This window comes from Vibrio sp. PBL-C16 (genome assembly GCF_034321865.1).
Classification (GTDB): domain Bacteria; phylum Pseudomonadota; class Gammaproteobacteria; order Enterobacterales; family Vibrionaceae; genus Vibrio; species Vibrio alginolyticus.
The window spans coordinates 2691945-2708052 of the sequence record NZ_JAXLNY010000002.1 but is presented as its reverse complement, the minus strand read 5'-3'; the positions used below and the strand labels follow the sequence as shown (position 1 = coordinate 2708052).

The 16108-nt window shown below is 45.7% G+C and carries 15 protein-coding genes; 9 read left to right on the top strand and 6 right to left on the bottom strand.

Annotation, left to right across the window (positions count from 1 at the left end; translation table 11 throughout):
• Positions 1-52: 52 nt before the first annotated feature.
• A complete protein-coding gene (locus UQW94_RS20625) occupies positions 53-868 on the top strand; it encodes an alpha/beta fold hydrolase (RefSeq protein ID WP_322142529.1) in 816 nt (271 codons plus the stop codon).
• A 34-nt stretch (positions 869-902) separates the two neighbouring features.
• On the opposite strand, the gene plsY is transcribed toward UQW94_RS20625, so the two are convergent.
• Positions 903-1514: a glycerol-3-phosphate 1-O-acyltransferase PlsY gene (plsY, locus tag UQW94_RS20620; protein WP_005379857.1), complete on the bottom strand. Its 612-nt coding sequence runs from the start codon at positions 1512-1514 to the stop codon at positions 903-905.
• A gap of 250 nt (positions 1515-1764) precedes the next feature.
• Here plsY and folB point away from each other — a divergent pair, with 250 nt between their 5' ends.
• The 3 genes from folB to UQW94_RS20605 are packed head-to-tail and all read left to right on the top strand — an operon-like array spanning position 1765 to position 3421.
• A complete protein-coding gene (folB, locus tag UQW94_RS20615; protein ID WP_005387458.1) occupies positions 1765-2124 on the top strand; it encodes a bifunctional dihydroneopterin aldolase/7,8-dihydroneopterin epimerase in 360 nt (119 codons plus the stop codon).
• A complete protein-coding gene (folK, locus tag UQW94_RS20610; protein WP_005387457.1) occupies positions 2121-2603 on the top strand; it encodes a 2-amino-4-hydroxy-6-hydroxymethyldihydropteridine diphosphokinase in 483 nt (160 codons plus the stop codon). Before folB ends, folK begins: the two co-directional genes overlap by 4 nt.
• Before the next feature lie 14 nt (positions 2604-2617).
• A complete protein-coding gene (locus UQW94_RS20605) occupies positions 2618-3421 on the top strand; it encodes an undecaprenyl-diphosphate phosphatase (protein ID WP_017820255.1) in 804 nt (267 codons plus the stop codon).
• A 52-nt stretch (positions 3422-3473) separates the two neighbouring features.
• Here the strand turns inward: UQW94_RS20605 and UQW94_RS20600 are convergent, their stop codons facing one another.
• Entirely contained in the window at positions 3474-4694 is a 1221-nt protein-coding gene (locus UQW94_RS20600) for a multifunctional CCA addition/repair protein (RefSeq protein ID WP_213898502.1), read from the bottom strand.
• Positions 4695-4832: 138 nt separating this feature from the next.
• On the opposite strand from UQW94_RS20600, the gene UQW94_RS20595 reads away from it, so the two are divergent.
• The 3 genes from UQW94_RS20595 (at position 4833) to ggt (ending at position 9139) form a co-directional block, all read left to right on the top strand.
• Positions 4833-6449 carry an ExeA family protein gene (locus UQW94_RS20595; protein WP_005387440.1) on the top strand — a complete coding sequence of 539 codons (1617 nt, stop codon included), beginning with the start codon at positions 4833-4835 and terminating at the stop codon, positions 6447-6449.
• The gene (locus UQW94_RS20590) at positions 6449-7135 is read left to right on the top strand and encodes a general secretion pathway protein GspB (RefSeq protein WP_005387437.1); all 687 of its coding nucleotides are present in this window, start codon (positions 6449-6451) and stop codon (positions 7133-7135) included. The genes UQW94_RS20595 and UQW94_RS20590 overlap by 1 nt, the downstream gene beginning before the upstream one ends.
• A 273-nt stretch (positions 7136-7408) precedes the next feature.
• Positions 7409-9139 carry a gamma-glutamyltransferase gene (gene ggt / locus UQW94_RS20585; protein WP_203345692.1) on the top strand — a complete coding sequence of 577 codons (1731 nt, stop codon included), beginning with the start codon at positions 7409-7411 and terminating at the stop codon, positions 9137-9139.
• A gap of 88 nt (positions 9140-9227) precedes the next feature.
• Here ggt and UQW94_RS20580 read toward each other — a convergent pair whose 3' ends face one another.
• The 3 genes from UQW94_RS20580 to UQW94_RS20570 form a co-directional block, all read right to left on the bottom strand.
• On the bottom strand, positions 9228-9839 hold the full coding sequence (locus UQW94_RS20580; protein WP_005379900.1) for a TIGR04211 family SH3 domain-containing protein: 612 nt from the start codon (positions 9837-9839) through the stop codon (positions 9228-9230).
• A 178-nt stretch (positions 9840-10017) separates the two neighbouring features.
• On the bottom strand, positions 10018-11277 hold the full coding sequence (locus tag UQW94_RS20575; protein WP_005379898.1) for an inorganic phosphate transporter: 1260 nt from the start codon (positions 11275-11277) through the stop codon (positions 10018-10020).
• A 131-nt stretch (positions 11278-11408) separates the two neighbouring features.
• Positions 11409-12089, bottom strand: a complete 681-nt coding sequence (locus tag UQW94_RS20570; RefSeq protein ID WP_005379896.1) for a TIGR00153 family protein — start codon at positions 12087-12089, stop codon at positions 11409-11411.
• A gap of 212 nt (positions 12090-12301) precedes the next feature.
• On the opposite strand from UQW94_RS20570, the gene UQW94_RS20565 reads away from it, so the two are divergent.
• Entirely contained in the window at positions 12302-13834 is a 1533-nt protein-coding gene (locus UQW94_RS20565; RefSeq protein WP_005379894.1) for an inorganic triphosphatase, read from the top strand.
• Positions 13835-13875: 41 nt separating this feature from the next.
• On the opposite strand, the gene UQW94_RS20560 is transcribed toward UQW94_RS20565, so the two are convergent.
• The gene (locus UQW94_RS20560; protein ID WP_025768395.1) at positions 13876-14649 is read right to left on the bottom strand and encodes a potassium channel family protein; all 774 of its coding nucleotides are present in this window, start codon (positions 14647-14649) and stop codon (positions 13876-13878) included.
• Between the two features lie 105 nt (positions 14650-14754).
• On the opposite strand from UQW94_RS20560, the gene UQW94_RS20555 reads away from it, so the two are divergent.
• On the top strand, positions 14755-16011 hold the full coding sequence (locus UQW94_RS20555; RefSeq protein WP_005379890.1) for a methyl-accepting chemotaxis protein: 1257 nt from the start codon (positions 14755-14757) through the stop codon (positions 16009-16011).
• Positions 16012-16108 lie beyond the last annotated feature (97 nt).

Sequence of the window (16108 nt, the reverse complement as noted above, 5' to 3'; positions counted from 1 at the left end):
GCTATTGTTTCAGTGCTAGGATGACGTGGAAGAATAAGAAATGGATATAACAATGAATAAGTTTGAAATTGAAGGTCAGCAACTTGCTTATCTAGATAAAGGTGAGGGCCCTGTGCTTCTATTTGGTCATAGTTACCTTTGGGATAGCCAAATGTGGGCGCCGCAAGTAGAGGTTTTAAGCCAGTCATTCCGTTGTATTGTGCCAGATCTTTGGGCACATGGTGAATCGGACGCTGCACCTGCATCGACACAGTCATTGGCCGACTATGCACAACATATGTTGGCATTGATGGATCATTTAGATATCGAAGAGTTCTCGATAGTGGGCTTATCTGTTGGCGGCATGTGGGGAGCGGAGCTAACGGCTCAAGCGCTGCAACGTGTTAAGTCACTGGTATTGATGGATACCTTCATTGGCTGGGAGCCAGAAGTTACGTATAAGAAGTATTTTGCAATGCTTGATACCATCAGCCAAGTCCAAGCAGTGCCTGCGCCAATTATTGAAGCCGTTGTGCCGCTGTTCTTTGCCAACAACGTCAATCAGGATAACCCTAAACTTGTCGCTTCATTCAAACGCAGTTTAGAAGACCTGAATGGTGAGCGTGCGGTGGAAGTAGCTCGCATAGGGCGCATGGTGTTTGGTCGCCGGGATGTGATTGAGGATTCGGAAAAATTTGCTCTGCCGACGTTAATTGCAGTGGGCTGTGAAGATAAACCCCGTCCAGTTTTTGAATCTTATTTAATGAAAGACTGTATCACAGGCAGTGAGTTGGTGGAGATTCCTCAAGCGGGACACATCAGTTGTTTAGAGCAACCTGAGTTCGTCAACCAGATGTTGTTGAGCTTCCTGAATCGAGTTCATGCGTAACCAATACATCCTTCTTTAAACGAAAAACTCGGCATTAAGCCGAGTTTTTTTGTGTCAGTTTTTTCTCGCCGATTTTTGGCTCGTCGCCAGACAAAAGCCGACGAATATTTTGATGATGCTTAAATACGATTAAGCAGCACAGCATAGCAACAGGTAACGTGTATTGCGGTTTAAACATCCAAGTATAAAACGGAGTGACCAAAACCGTGACGAGAGCCGCTAAGGATGAATAGCGGAATAGCGCGGCTACTGACAGCCAAGTTAACATTACCAATCCTGTTAAGTCCAAACCAATCGGAGCGATAGCGCCAAGCGCGGTTGCGACACCTTTTCCGCCTTTAAAGTGGAAAAAGATGGGGTACATGTGGCCAAGACAGGCAGCAATGGCGATGACGCCAAGAATGATAGGGTCGATACCAAGAAAGTATCCGCCCCACACGGGGATAGTGCCTTTGAGCATATCGCACAACAAGACTGAAACAGCGGCTCCTCGTCCGCCAATACGCAATACGTTCGTTGCTCCAGGATTGTTAGATCCCACACTGCGTGGGTCTGGCAGTTTTAAGAGTCGACAGATCAAAACCGCACTGGAAACCGAACCTAATAAATAGGCGGCCATTGTCATTATCAGTGCCAGTGCGTCCATAAAAGTCCTTGATGGATTGGAATTTAATGCTCGGTTCCCGCGTAGTTGCTATCATACCCCGAATTTACATAATGCAGAAATCCTCACTGTGATAGAGCTTGCATTATGTGATTTCTTGTATATAAAGATGCTTTCGCAGTTTATACCTAAGTAACATTGTGATGACCAAAGTAAATGTTACTTAGGTATAGAATAATACGATCAAATTACCCCTCACGGGTATCCGACCTCTGTAATAGAAGGACATAAGATGGCTCTGGATAAAGTTTTTATTGAACAGTTAGAAGTAATCACCACCATTGGCGTGTACGACTGGGAACAACAAATCAAACAAAAGTTGGTTCTAGATATTGAAATGGCACACGATAATAAACCTGCGGGCAAAAGTGATGATGTGCAAGATGCACTGGATTACTCGCAGGTGAGTGAGGCGGTACTTAACCACATTGAAAATGGTCGTTTCTTACTGGTCGAGCGCGTGGCTGAAGAAGTAGCAGAGCTTATCATGCAGCGTTTCTCTGTGCCTTGGGTGAAAATCCGCCTAGCGAAGCCTGGCGCCGTGCCGCAAGCACGTGCTGTTGGTGTGGTGATTGAGCGAGGCCGAGCATGATCACCACCTATATCGGTGTTGGGACGAACGTAGAAAGAGAGCAACATGTGCTTGCTGCGTATCAGGAGCTGCAACGGCTTGGAGAAAATCTCCTCGTATCACCGATATATGAATGCGAACCTATTGGTTTTAGCAGCAAGAATTTCTACAACTTTGTCGTTGCAATGCGTACCGAGTTGTCATTAGAAGAGTTGAGCCATCAACTACGCGAGATTGAATTTAAGTGGGGACGCGAAGAAAACGCGCAAAAGTATCAGGATCGAACACTGGATCTCGATATAGTGTTGTTCGGTGAGCGCGTCTCCAAGAAAAAACCTGAGCTACCTCGCAGTGATATCTACAAATATCCTTTTGTCACAAAGCCGCTGTATGATCTCGAACCGCAATTAGTGATCCCAGGCGATGGACGCACAGTCGCAGACATTTGGCATGCTATGCAGCCAGTCGATTCGCTCAAACCCGTTTCCTTTCATTTTTAATTTGAGTTGTTTACATGAGTTATTTTGAAGCCTTTATTTTGGCTCTGATTCAGGGGCTGACAGAGTTTTTGCCTATCTCAAGCTCTGCCCATTTGATCCTGCCTTCCGCTATTTTAGGGTGGGAAGACCAAGGTCTAGCCTTTGATGTTGCTGTTCACGTCGGTACATTAATGGCTGTCGTGATCTATTTTCGTCATGAAGTAATCACTTTGTTTCAAGCGTTATTTGCTTCGATCTTTAAAGGAGATCGCAGTAAAGAAGCTAAATTGGCTTGGATGATCGTGATTGCGACGATTCCAGCTTGTGTGTTTGGCTTATTGATGAAAGACATCATTGAAGTGTATCTACGTAGCGCTTACGTCATCGCGACTACTACGATCGTATTTGGCCTGTTGCTATGGTGGGTAGACAAAAACGCTAAACTCGTTGCCGATGAATACCAAACGGGTTGGAAGAAAGCTGTATTTATCGGTATTGCTCAAGCCTTAGCGATGATTCCTGGAACTTCACGTTCAGGGGCGACCATCACAGCAGCGCTTTACCTTGGCTTTACTCGAGAAGCGGCTGCCCGATTTTCGTTTTTAATGTCGATCCCAATCATTACATTAGCTGGTAGCTACTTAGGCATGAAGTTAGTGACCAGTGGTGAACCTGTCCATGTTGGTTTCTTAATGACTGGCATTATCACATCGTTTATCAGTGCGTACATCTGTATTCACTTCTTCTTGAAGATGATTTCACGCATGGGCATGACACCGTTTGTGATTTACCGTCTCATTTTGGGCGTCGGTTTGTTCGCTTTTCTATTAAGTGCATAATTGATGTTAACGAAAAACGCCCGCGAAATCCGCGGGCGTTTTTGTTTGTTCGTTACTTCTTAAGTGCTGCTTTCACTGCTTCAATACGTCGTTTTTCTTGCTCGTCACGAATCGCAGGGCCTTTAAAGCCCTCTTTGATTATGATTTGAACGTCAACTGCCGCTGCTGCTTGGTAGGCTTGCCTAAAAATATCCGCCTGTGGATATGGTTGCGTTTCCAGTCCTTTACGACCAGCGTGATCCGCTTGGCAGCAAAGCAAGATATCTTGCAGACGTTCGGACTTACGCCACACATCGAGCTTATTGAGTATTTTAATTATGGTTTGTGGTTTAAGTTCAGCCGCGCGATGAATATTGGAGTGCTGTTCGCACACCATCAAGGCTAAATCACGAAACTCATTTGGTACCCGGACACGTTCGCACAGCTTTTTGATCAGTTTTAATCCTGTATGGCAATGCATTTTGTGGCTTGGCCATTCGCTCTCTGGCGTCACGCCTTTACCCAAGTCATGCACTTGGGCGGCAAACCTGACGGGGAGTGAGTTACTCAATTTTGCGGCTTGCTCTGCCACCATCAAAGTATGGATGCCAGTATCGATTTCTGGATGCCACTTCTCAGGTTGAGGTACGCCAAATAGTGCATCAATTTCAGGTAACACCACGGTTAATGCACCACAGTCTCGTAGAACCGATAAGAAAATATCAGGGCGAGGAGTAGAGAGAGATTTATGCCATTCTTGCCAAACACGCTCGGGAGTCAGTGTACTTAGCTCTCCAGATTCTGCCATGTGACGCATTAACCGCATAGTTTCGTCGGCAACCGTAAAGTTTAGATCAGCAAGCTTTGCAGCGAAGCGAGCGACACGTAAAACGCGTAGAGGATCTTCAATAAAGGCGTCTGATACATGGCGTAGCAGTTTATCGTTGAGATCTTGCTGACCACCATATGGGTCATGGATCGTGCCATCACTCTCCATTGCCATCGCGTTAATGGTTAAATCACGACGTATCAAATCTTCTTCTAAGGTGACGTTTTGATCGAAGAAACATTCAAAGCCAGTGTAACCAGAACCTGACTTTCTCTCTGTTCGTGCAAGGGCATGTTCTTCTTTACTTTTGGGATGCAGAAATACAGGAAAGTCTTTACCAACGGCGGTGTACCCTTGGGACAACATCATCTCAGGCGTCGCGCCTACGACCACCCAATCGTTGTCATAACTATCAATTCCGAGCAATTTATCTCGAACTGCGCCACCTACTAAATAAACTTGCACGAATTACCTCTTAATTTATGGATATGCCGTTGGACATTGTAGCAAGCAATGGTACTTTTCTTTACTCCCGAGAGTAGATGCGGCTATGTTTATATTATATCTGACTATTCTCAGGTGGTTTTTTAGCTGGAGAGCCTAATGTATAAGGACTTTTTTGGGTTTGTCGAACAACCATTTTCGATTGTTCCAAACTCACGTTATTTGTATTTAAGCCAACGTCACAAAGAGGCAATCACACATCTCCAAGCCGGGCTAGGCGATGGCGGTGGTTTTGCTATGCTTACTGGCGAAGTAGGTACAGGCAAAACGACTGTCGCAAAAGCGATGCTGGCGAATTTGGGTGATAACACCAAAGCGGGTCTTATCCTCAATCCCACGTTTTCGAGTAGAGACTTGCTTGAAGCCATTTGTGATGAGTTCAAAATCACCTATCCGCCAGACGCAAACCTCAAACAGCTAAACCAGGTTATCCATCAATATTTGCTGCGTAATTATCGTTCAGGTTGGCAGACATTGCTGGTCATTGATGAGGCTCAACACCTTGCTGCCGACGTTCTAGAGCAGTTGCGCTTGTTGACCAACTTGGAAACCGATACCAGAAAACTGCTCAAAGTGTTGTTGGTCGGGCAGCCTGAATTGCAGCGGTTATTACAAACAACACAACTACGCCAACTTGCCCAGCGTATTACTGGGCGTTATCACCTGTTGCCGTTGGATGAAAAAGAGACAGAAGATTACATCGCATTTCGACTACATACAGCAGGTGGCAACCAGCAACTGTTTAATCGTGCTTCTTGTAAACTTATAGCCAAATACAGTCACGGTATACCGCGGCTCATCAACCTTATCTGTGACAAATCCCTCAACATTAGTTATCACCAGGGTAATGTGGTTGTGGATAAGCAAACCGTTCAGCAGGCCTGTGAAGAGGTGATGCAGTTTCAGGCAGATATTTATCAGCAAGATAAAAAAGAGCGCCGGACTTTCCGTTGGCCTGCTTGGGGCTCTGTCACGGTAGGCCTTATTGCTGCATTAAGTACGGGGTGGGCGGTCGTGAATTATATGCCAGCTCAAGCGACGTCAGTGTTGACACAAGTGACGGAGCCAAGAGTAGAGCCAACACCAACCGTCGTCAGCCAACAGTTAACGGATGAGCAGCGTGCTTTATTGTTAACACAAAAACAGTCGAACCTCGCTGTAAATGATTTGTATCGTTTGTGGGGATATCAAGCATCGGTTCGCGATAACCTTTGTTTGTCAGAACCGCAGTCGACTATGCGTTGTGAGCGTAAAATGGCGACTTGGCCGCTGTTGATGCAACAAAATCGCCCTGTGATCTTGGAGTTGAATTATCAAGGTGATGTTGGGTATGTCATTCTATATGCCGTCGGTAATGACCAAGCTGAAGTGCTCAATGGTAAGCAGCGTCTCCGTCTGCCAATTTCATGGCTAAAGCCGTTGTGGCAGGGCAATATTATCGAACTGTGGCATGCTCCGCTGAATGAAACATTACGTTTAGACATGGAAGGCCCTGCGATTGAAGTATTAGACCGATTATTAGCAGAAGCGGTGAGTGAGCCACTGCTTGAAACGTCTATTTTTGATGGTGCGATGAAAGAGCGAGTCGAGTTATTTCAACGCTGGCAAGGAATTGGTGTCGATGGTATTGCTGGTAAGCGAACGCTAGACCGACTTCAGCAAAATGTTCAGCCAGATGCGCCTCAACTGGCGAGAATAGAGAAGGAGGACGCATAATGTCAGCTGTGAAACATATAGGTCTGTTCTTGCTGCCAATCACTGCTTCTGCTATTGGAGTCGCTTGGTACTTAGATCTCTTTGCACCGAGTGTTGAAGTAGATACAACGTCCCCGATAGAAAAGGTCGAAGTGGTATCACCTTTCAAAGTATTAGACTATCCAGAGAACACCCAGTTGGCCCAATTGCCAAGAGAGTGGCCAAGTGCAGAGCTATCGCGTGATTTTGGTACATTTACCACCCCCGATGAATACACAAGCCATACACCAAGCAGAGATGAAACACGCAACTCAGCATCAACCCAAACGACTTCTGCTGCTGAAGAGGACCTCGGGTTGTCTTTGGATGATCTGGATTTATCCTCATTATCTCCTGATTTAGCTAGGAAGGTCGAAAATGCCTTATCCCGAGATGATGACAATTCGTCATCACAAACGGCACGCGTGAACGATTTAGAGCGCAACGCTCACCAGTGGCAAGGGCGTCTACCTGCGCTTAATTTGCAAACCCATATGTACGCTAGTGATGAAAATCGCCGTTGGGTGAAAATTAACAATGTTGAGTATCATCAAGGGGATGTCGTTGATGATCAGGTCACTCTAAGAGAAATACAACCGCAAGCTGTGATTGTTGAGTTCCAAGGTGAGCAAATTCGTATACCAGCGTTGTATGAGTGGAAAGGGTAACTCTTGTAGAAACACATCAAGCCAGCGAAATCATATCGCTGGCTTTTTATTTTTCAGAGCATCTTTTGCATCTATTCTGGTGATGATTTTTAGATACTCAAACAAGCAAAATATAGCTTTTCTCAGTCGTTTAAATAGCACCAATATCATTCATCTATTGATAGCGCGATTCCAGTCAGCGTTGTGTAAAAAGACACCATCTTCACGAACTTCGGAGTAATGACTTGGTCCACGTTAGACCCCATCACATAATAGGAGTCTAAACAGAGACACATGCGTATTCTGATTTTTTCTTTAAGTATTGTTGCATCGACAAGCTATGCAGCAAAGCCAGATCCATTCCCAGTTACACCAGATAGTCGCGGGCAAGATTTCATGGTCAGTGCGACGAATCCTTACGTGAGCAGTACCGGTTACTCAATATTGAAAGAAGGCGGTAACGCTGTTGATGCTATGGTCGCGATGCAGATGGTGATGTCTGTCGTTGAGCCAGATATGACCGGAATTGGCGGCGGGACTTTCGCGCTGTTTTATCAACATGACGAGAAAAAATTTCTGGCCCTTGATGGTCGAGATGAAGCGCCCTCTAGCGCGAACCCTGAAATGTTTGTTGAGAATGGGGAAGTACTCAGTCGCAACGAAATATTAGGCCCTCGTTCTGTTGCGGTTCCGGGCACGTTGCGGTTGCTTTACACCACTCATGAACAATACGGCAAGTTGCCATGGGCAGAGCTGATTAAGCCGGCGATTACATTGGCGAGCAATGGGTACGCGATGAACAGCTACACCTACGACATCGTAGTAAGAGAGCAAAGCCGACTTGAGCAAGATCCGGAAGTGAAAGCCTTGTATTGGCAAGGGGACGATATTAAGCCGACGGGAACCTTGATGAAGAACCCTAAGATGGCTGAGACGCTGAGGAAGATCGCGCAACAAGGCGATAGTTACCTTTATGGTGGTGAGCTTGGTCAGCACATCGTAGAGACGGTTAATAGTCGTATTGACGACCAACACGAGAAGTTGTCTTTAGAAGATTTTAAACATTACCAAGTGAAGCAGCGTGACATCATTGAGAGCGACTACCGTGGGAATAAAATCGTCTCTTTTGGTTACCCAGCTTCGGGCGGTGTGATGGTCGCTCAGAGTCTTGAACTGCTTGCACCCTATGACATTGCCCATATGGCGAAAACGGATGTGGAACCTTGGCGTCTCATGACTGAAGCGATGCGAATTGCAAAAGCCGATCGTATTGCGTATGCCGGAGATCCGGATTATGTGGAAGCGCCAGTTGAACAGTTGTTGTCTAAAGCCTATCTAGATCAGAGACGTGATTTAATCCCCGATAATGGCACTTCAAAAGAGGATCCAAAAGCAGGACAGATAACGCAAACTCAGTATGCGCAATATCAAGGCTTCGAGAGCAAAGATACAGGGCATATTTCTATCGTCGATAGAGATGGAAATGCAATAGCAATGACTAGTACGGTAGGAACAGGTATGGGCTCGGGTGTGATGGTCGATGGCGTTATCTTGAACGCGCAGATGGCTAACTTCTCACCTCTGCCAACGGTTAACGGCAAACCTACGCAAAACTCAATTGAAGCGGGCAAGCGTCCACGTTCGGCTATTACGCCATTAATGGTGATGGACAGTGATGATAATTTGCGTTTGGTGGTTGGGTCACCAGGTAGTTCACAAATCCCGGGGTATGTACTCAAAACCGTGGTTGGGGTGCTGGATTGGAACTTATCAGCGCAAGAGGCTATTGACTTACCAAACATCCAGTATGGCACTAAGATAGACCGCACCAAGTCTTATGACCCGACTGGTTTGCTGGTGGAAAAGAAAACGTTCGCAGAAATGTTGGTGCCTGAGTTTATGGAGCTTGGCTACCCAGTGCACGTTATTCCAGTGGTAAGCGGTTTGAATGCAATTGAGCTAAAAGATGGCAAGCTTTATGGCGCAACGGATCGTCGTCGAGCCTCTAGTTCAATGGGGGAGTAGTACTCACTTCTATCAAACGAAGCAAACTAAAAAGCCAGTCAATATCGACTGGCTTTTGCGTTCTTTTTAAAGATAAAAGCGTAAGGGTTTATGCCCAACCCGCAGGAGAGCGCTTTCTACGAGGCATGACATGCGGAAGAATCAAACCAAATAGTAAACCTAAACCTGCGACACCGCCGCCATAAGTGAAGTACTTAAGCAGCATGTCATCTTTTTGTGTATCCAGTTTTGCGCGTAGCTCGCGGTTTTCTGTTTCAACAGAAGTAAGCTGATCACTGATCTCAGAGTATTTATTTTCTAGATCTGAAATTTGTTGGTTACGTGTTTCGAGAGAGGTAACAAGACCGGCTTTCTCTGCATCAGAAGTTTGACGAGCATTAGCAAGCTGCTCTTTTACTTCGGCTAGCTCTTTCTCAATGCGAGGAAGGCGAATTGCCATGCTCTCTTGGTTTGTCACAAACTTGCTTTGTACCCAACCAGTGCGACCACGGTCATCACGAACTTGCGTGTAGCCAGTATCTCGGTTGGTTTTAATCAGTTGTACTTTAGAACCGGCGTTAACACTACCAATAATACGGTAGGTGTTATTTGGACCTGAGTGCATAAAAGTGAAGAGGTCATCAGAAATATAACGGTCTGCTGCTAGGGCCGCTGGCGCTGCTAGCAAAGTAAACAAAACCGTGATGATTAGTTTTTTCACAGTAAATCCCTTAACGATTTTTCTTGGAGACAGCGTTGGCACCGAATGATTGGAGCCGGAAATAGACGAATAGTATGCAGTTTCAAACCTCGGTGCAACAAAGAAGGGAGGCAAAGCCTCCCTTTCTGTGCGTTTGAGTCAATAATGACAAAGCGCTTACATTCTATTGACGAGTGTCTTAAGCGAACATCGCTTGAAGTCCGTAGAAGAATACTACGGCTAATAACGCACCCGCTGGTAGTGTAACGATCCATGATGCCACGATGTTACGAACTACGCCTAGGTTCAGTGCTGCGATACCACGAGCAAAGCCAACACCGAGAACCGCACCAACCAATGTTTGAGTGGTTGAAATTGGCAGGCCTGTACCAGACGCTAGAACTACCGTACATGCTGTTGCTAGCTGTGCTGCAAAACCGCGGCTAGGCGTTAGCTCAGTGATGCCTGTACCAACGGTTGCCATTACTTTGTGACCCAGTGTTGCAAGACCGACCACGATACCAATACCACCAAGAGGTAGAATCCACCAAGCGATGGTGCTTTTCGTGCTGATTTCGCCCATGTGTTCAACAGTCGATACGACAGCAGACAGTGGACCAATGGCGTTTGCAACGTCGTTTGAACCGTGTGCAAATGCCATCGCACAAGCGGTGATAACCATCAGAACGCTGAAGATACCTTCCACGCCAGAAAAGCTGCGGTCTTCTTCGCGATTAGCGAATTTTTTCTGGATGTATACGTAGCCGCCAATCATCACAAGTGCTGAAACTGCTGCTGCCCACATCCAGGCTTCACCATTGGTCAGGTGAAGACCAACGTGTTTTAGACCTTTTTTGATGGTTACAAGTGCAATCACCATTGTTGTGATGAACATGTAAACAGGTACAAAACGTTTCGCATTAAACAGAGGGTTCTCTGTATCAAAAATCAGGCGTTGTGCGCTGACAAAGATAACGTAAGCAAAGAAACCTGAAATCACTGGCGTAATAATCCAGCTACCAACAATGCCTTGAACGCTGCCCCAGTCAACCGCTTCAGTACCTACTGATACGCATGCAAAACCAATGATTGCACCGATGATTGAGTGAGTCGTTGATACTGGCCAGCCCATGTAAGAAGCAAGAAGCAGCCATGTACCTGCTGCTAAAAGCGCAGACATCATGCCGTAGACAAGAACATCTGGTTGACTAGCAAATAAAGAAGTTTCGATTACACCTTTACGGATAGTGTCGGTTACTTCACCGCCTGCAAGGTAAGCACCTGCAAATTCGAAGATCATCGCAATGATGATAGCTTGTTTTACAGTTAGCGCTTTTGAACCTACAGATGTACCCATCGCATTAGCAACGTCGTTCGCGCCAATACCAATCGCCATCATGAAACCAAAAATCGCTGCAACAATAATCAGGACAGTGCCGTAGTTCGCAAGGATATCCATCGTAATACCTAGTTGTTTTATAACAAGCGGAACAAAATTTTACGCGCGCCAAACCATAAGACGATGAAAATAGTCATCGTCCCTATGACACGTGTTAATTATGCTCTTCGTTATGTCGTTAACTTTATGTTTTAAGATCGAGATAGCATGACTTCCAAACGAGCACCTACGCGCTGCGCTTGGTCGGCAATACCACCTACCCATTCAAGAATCTTGTACAGGAACATGACATCGATAGGGTTCATGTCAGCTTCAATCACCATCAACTGTTGGCGAAGTTCAATCTGCATGGCATCGGTATCATCTTCGATAACGTCTAATTGATGAATCATTTCAGCGACGAGCGTCACTTCACGGCCTTTGAAGCCGGTTTCTAGCAATTCATCAAGTTCATTGATTACCTTTTGCGCCTGATCGGCAGCATCAAGACAACGTTGAACGTAAGCGAGGAAGTTTGGTTGGAGAGCCTCAGGGATGACAAGTTGACGACCATATACACGGCCAGCAATGTCTTTTGCCAGGTTTGCAAGTTTGTCCTGTTGAGTCAAAAGCTCAAGCATGTCAGTACGGTCGACTGGCATGAACAAACCGCGAGGCAGTTTTAGACGGATTTCACGTTTCAGCACATCCGCTTCTTTCTCTAGGTGAGAAATTTGTGCACGGATTTCTGCTGCTTTTTCCCAATCACCCTTTGAAGATACTTCAAAGAATTTCACCAAGTGTGAACAACATTCGTTGACACACACAACGTGGCGTTGCAAAGGCTTAATTGGGGACTTTGCAAATAACCCCATAATTGTATTTACTGGCATGGTCATTCAACCTAATAACTATAACCTTAAAAAAACATACACCATTTCTGAGTGCTTGGCGAAATGTTGAACGATGGCTATAAAGGCGCGCATGGTAACGCATTAAATCGCTCATTAAAACTGTTTTAGATCATCATTCCGGCGATATTTCTCTCTTGCCGTGTGAGAAATTACGCAATATCCTGTTTCTATCTGCTTTGAAAGGTATAGCTATGGAAACCGAAATAGAACTGAAGTTTTTTGTTTCTCCTGAATTTTCAGAAACTTTAAAAGAAAAAATTTCTGAGACAAAAGTACTTCAGCATAGTTGTCGTGACTTGGGTAACACCTATTTTGATACTGCCGATAAATGGCTTCGAAAGCACGACATTGGTTTAAGAATTCGCCGTTTTGATGATGTATTCGTCCAAACCGTAAAGACAGCAGGACGCGTCGTCGCAGGCTTACATCAAAGACCAGAATACAATGCTGAGCACACTAGCGACGAGCCTAATCTGTCGCTTCATCCTCTAGATATTTGGCCTCCAGGTAAAGATGCAGAAACGCTGCAATCCGAGCTTATGCCATTATTCTCGACCAACTTCACACGTGAACAATGGCTGATTGGCATGCCCGATGGCAGTCAGATTGAAGTTGCTTTTGACCAAGGCTTAGTTGTAGCCAAAGGTGAAGACGAAGAAGAGAAGCAAGAGCCAATTTGCGAAGTTGAACTGGAACTTAAGTCTGGCCAAACCGAAGCTTTATTCACACTGGCACGCAGCTTTTGCGAGCAAGGTGGTATGCGCTTGGGTAACTTGAGCAAAGCGGCGAAAGGTTATCGACTTGCAAGCGGTTATGCGGGTGATGAAGTAAAATCATTGGCACTTGTGGACAGTAGTCCGACGGATACCGTTGAATTTTGCTTGATCAACTCTTTAGAGCACGCTTTGTCTCATTGGCATTATCACGAGCAAATTTATGCTGAGCGTGACAGCGTGGAAGCACTGCGTGAAATCAGTAATGCCATTCGTTTCATTCGTCAAACATTGACCATTTTTGGCGGGATTGTCCCTCGTCGCGCGAGCGCGATTCTGCGCCAAGAGCTTAAATGGTTGGAAGAAGAACTGAGTTGGTTGGATGAGCATGCACACCTTGAAGAGCTTTTAGATGACAAAGGCAATGTGCTGCGCAAGTTGGATGCACGTAAGTTCTTAGTATCTGAGTTGACTCAGCAGTTACAAGAGTTGCCAAGCCGTGAAGAAGTGCTAGGGTTGCTCAATTCCGCGCGTTACACAGGGTTACTGCTGGATCTAAGCCGCTGGATCTTAGCGCGCGGTTGGCAGCCATTTCTTGATGAAAAAGCACGTGAAAAAATGGCAAGTAATATCATGCCGTTTTCAGTTACTCAGCTCGATCGCACTTGGGCTGAGCTAATGGAAGCTTTCCCAGCAGAGCGCGATTTGACGGCGCAAGAGTACGTTGATCAGCGTTATCGCTTATTGCGTAACCTCTATACTGGTATTGGTTTCGCGAGTTTGTATAACTCGGATGAGCGTAACAGCTTCCGTTTACCATGGGCGGATCTGGTGCATGGTATCGATGATCTGCTAATGCTGAACCACTTGCTCCCGTTGGTTGATATGCTGGAAGACGCAGAAAAAGAGCAGTTAGAACGCTGGTTGCACCGTCAAGAGCGCTCAATTTTGCATGCAATGGATCAAACCCGAGCGATCAGTGTGGAAGTACAGCCTTATTGGCGTGAATGATCGTTCTGGTGGTAACGACAAAAAAATAGGACCGCATGGTCCTATTTTTTTGTCTCTGTTTTACGTTGTTGTAGCTCTTTTTCCATGAAATCGAGTCGTTCTAGTATTTGCGCTTGTTGGGTTAGGAGCTGCTCGAGCATACGTTCTTTATTGATTGAACTGTGCGTCTGTTGTTTCGTTGGGGCAGTAAGGATAGAGGTGATAAGACCCGAGATCATACCAAAGATACCCACCCCGCAAACAATGATGATGACAGCCAAAAACTTTCCTATGGAGGTCACAGGATAATGATCGCCGTAACCAACCGTTGAGATCGTTACAAATACCCACCACAAAGCATCGGCGCCAGTGCGAATATTCGCTTCTGGGTTTTTCGCTTCGATAAACAGCATTGCACTAGAACCGAGCGTTATGAGGATAACCATCAATAGCAGTATAGAGGCGACCGTAGTTTCGCGGCGGTTTTCTTTGAGCTGATGCAAAATGAACTTTGACGAACGCAGTACTAATACCACTCGCATAATATGAAAAATACGAGCAAAGCGCAGGGGCTCTATCAATGGGATGCTCGCCACGAAATCTATCCAATGACGTTTAAGGAATAACCAGCGATCTGTGGACCGGATCAAATCAATGGTGAGCTGTAGTAGAAAAATACTACAGATTATGAAATCCAGACCGATAAGAACTTGACGGGTTTCGTGATCGATCGGGAAAAACAACAAGCCAGAGATCACAAATAGTGCCATAAAAGACAATATTAGTGACAACAGGCCCATCGGTCGTGTGCTGTCTTTGATATCATTGTTTTTCATACGAAGCTCAAAATAAATCGCGTAACCACGCAAAGCGCGAACATAACTATAAGTAATATAAAGATTATAGATAAAGACTATATAAGACTCGGTGGAGAACTGACAATGGAAAAGCTGGCATTTAAGCCATGGGAAAGGGTCATATCCGACATTCGACTGGTGCCTAAAATGGTCATGTTGATGGTCTTCAGCACTGTCCTGATCGTGGCAAAACAACTGTGGGACGCAAACACTTTTTACGACTCACTTTTAGCGGCGACACAAAACGCGCAAGTTGCCCAACAGCATTATGAAGCATACTTAACGCAAGTTGCTTGGCAAACCGCCTTATTGATAGTGGTTTTTGTCGTGCTCTTATTAGCGGCGGCTAGAGTAATGTTGCGTCAAACACAGTATCTGAGCGACGCGATCAAACTGATGGCGAGCAAGAACCTCTCTGTTCCATTTGGTATGGATTGTAAAGATGAATACGGAGACGTGGCACGTGAATTAGAAAAGACACGTCGACAATTGCACGATGTGATTCAAATGCAAATTAATGCGTCTGATGAATTATCAACGCTCACCGAAGTCATGACACTGAGCATGTCGGAAACGAAGGAATCGGCGCAAGAAGAGTTTAACGAAATTGATCAACTTGCTACGGCGATGAGTGAAATGTCGTCGACGGTCCAAACGGTTGCGGAACATGCCCAGACGGCATCTTCTCTAACAGAGCAAGCTTCCGCGCAAGCAATTTCTGGTCAGCAGTTCTTGCAAAGTACAATGGCGAAAATGAGTGAACTTTCGTCGGATATCGCTTCATCGGCACAAGCGGTTAACCAAGTTGAAGAACGTGTTGAAGCCATTGGTAGCGTTGTAGGGACGATTCAAGGCATTTCTGAACAAACCAACCTGCTTGCACTGAATGCGGCGATTGAAGCGGCGCGAGCTGGCGAGGCTGGGCGGGGTTTTGCTGTGGTTGCAGATGAAGTTCGTAACCTTGCCCAACGTACACAACAAGCGACGGTAGAAATTCAAGAGATGATCGCACAGCTGCAAACCAGTGCTGAATCTGCGGTAGAACTCATGGAAAAAAGCGTTGTAGAAGCGGCAGATGGAAACGAGTTGGTTTCTAATGCTGGATCTGAGCTCGATGGTATTGTTGGGCAAGTGACGCAAATCAATGACATGAACTTCCAGATCGCGACGGCGTCTGGTCAGCAAAGCAGTGTTGCAGAAGAGATGAGCCAAAACCTCACCAATGTACGTGAGTTGGTGGAAGCCTCAGTTGTTGTTGTTACCGAGCTGCTAGAAACCTCTGAAATGATGCAAAATAATGCAGGTGAGCTAGACAAGAAGATCAAATCTTTCCAAGTTTAATATTCGATCCCGAACTTTTGATAAAACGCCCACAAACCTTTTGTGGGCGTTTTTATTTGCTTTCAGTCTGGTATAAAGAATGAGTTACCGTGCTTTT

Coding starts and splice junctions, on each gene's coding strand:
- UQW94_RS20565 (WP_005379894.1), top strand. CDS start 12,302: ATGGAAACCGAAATAGAACTGAAGTTTTTTGTTTCTCCTGAATTTTCA.
- UQW94_RS20595 (WP_005387440.1), top strand. CDS start 4,833: ATGTATAAGGACTTTTTTGGGTTTGTCGAACAACCATTTTCGATTGTT.
- UQW94_RS20555 (WP_005379890.1), top strand. CDS start 14,755: ATGGAAAAGCTGGCATTTAAGCCATGGGAAAGGGTCATATCCGACATT.
- UQW94_RS20625 (WP_322142529.1), top strand. CDS start 53: ATGAATAAGTTTGAAATTGAAGGTCAGCAACTTGCTTATCTAGATAAA.
- ggt (WP_203345692.1), top strand. CDS start 7,409: ATGCGTATTCTGATTTTTTCTTTAAGTATTGTTGCATCGACAAGCTAT.
- plsY (WP_005379857.1), bottom strand. CDS start 1,514: ATGGACGCACTGGCACTGATAATGACAATGGCCGCCTATTTATTAGGT.
- UQW94_RS20575 (WP_005379898.1), bottom strand. CDS start 11,277: ATGGATATCCTTGCGAACTACGGCACTGTCCTGATTATTGTTGCAGCG.
- UQW94_RS20590 (WP_005387437.1), top strand. CDS start 6,449: ATGTCAGCTGTGAAACATATAGGTCTGTTCTTGCTGCCAATCACTGCT.
- folK (WP_005387457.1), top strand. CDS start 2,121: ATGATCACCACCTATATCGGTGTTGGGACGAACGTAGAAAGAGAGCAA.
- folB (WP_005387458.1), top strand. CDS start 1,765: ATGGCTCTGGATAAAGTTTTTATTGAACAGTTAGAAGTAATCACCACC.
- UQW94_RS20605 (WP_017820255.1), top strand. CDS start 2,618: ATGAGTTATTTTGAAGCCTTTATTTTGGCTCTGATTCAGGGGCTGACA.
- UQW94_RS20560 (WP_025768395.1), bottom strand. CDS start 14,649: ATGAAAAACAATGATATCAAAGACAGCACACGACCGATGGGCCTGTTG.
- UQW94_RS20570 (WP_005379896.1), bottom strand. CDS start 12,089: ATGCCAGTAAATACAATTATGGGGTTATTTGCAAAGTCCCCAATTAAG.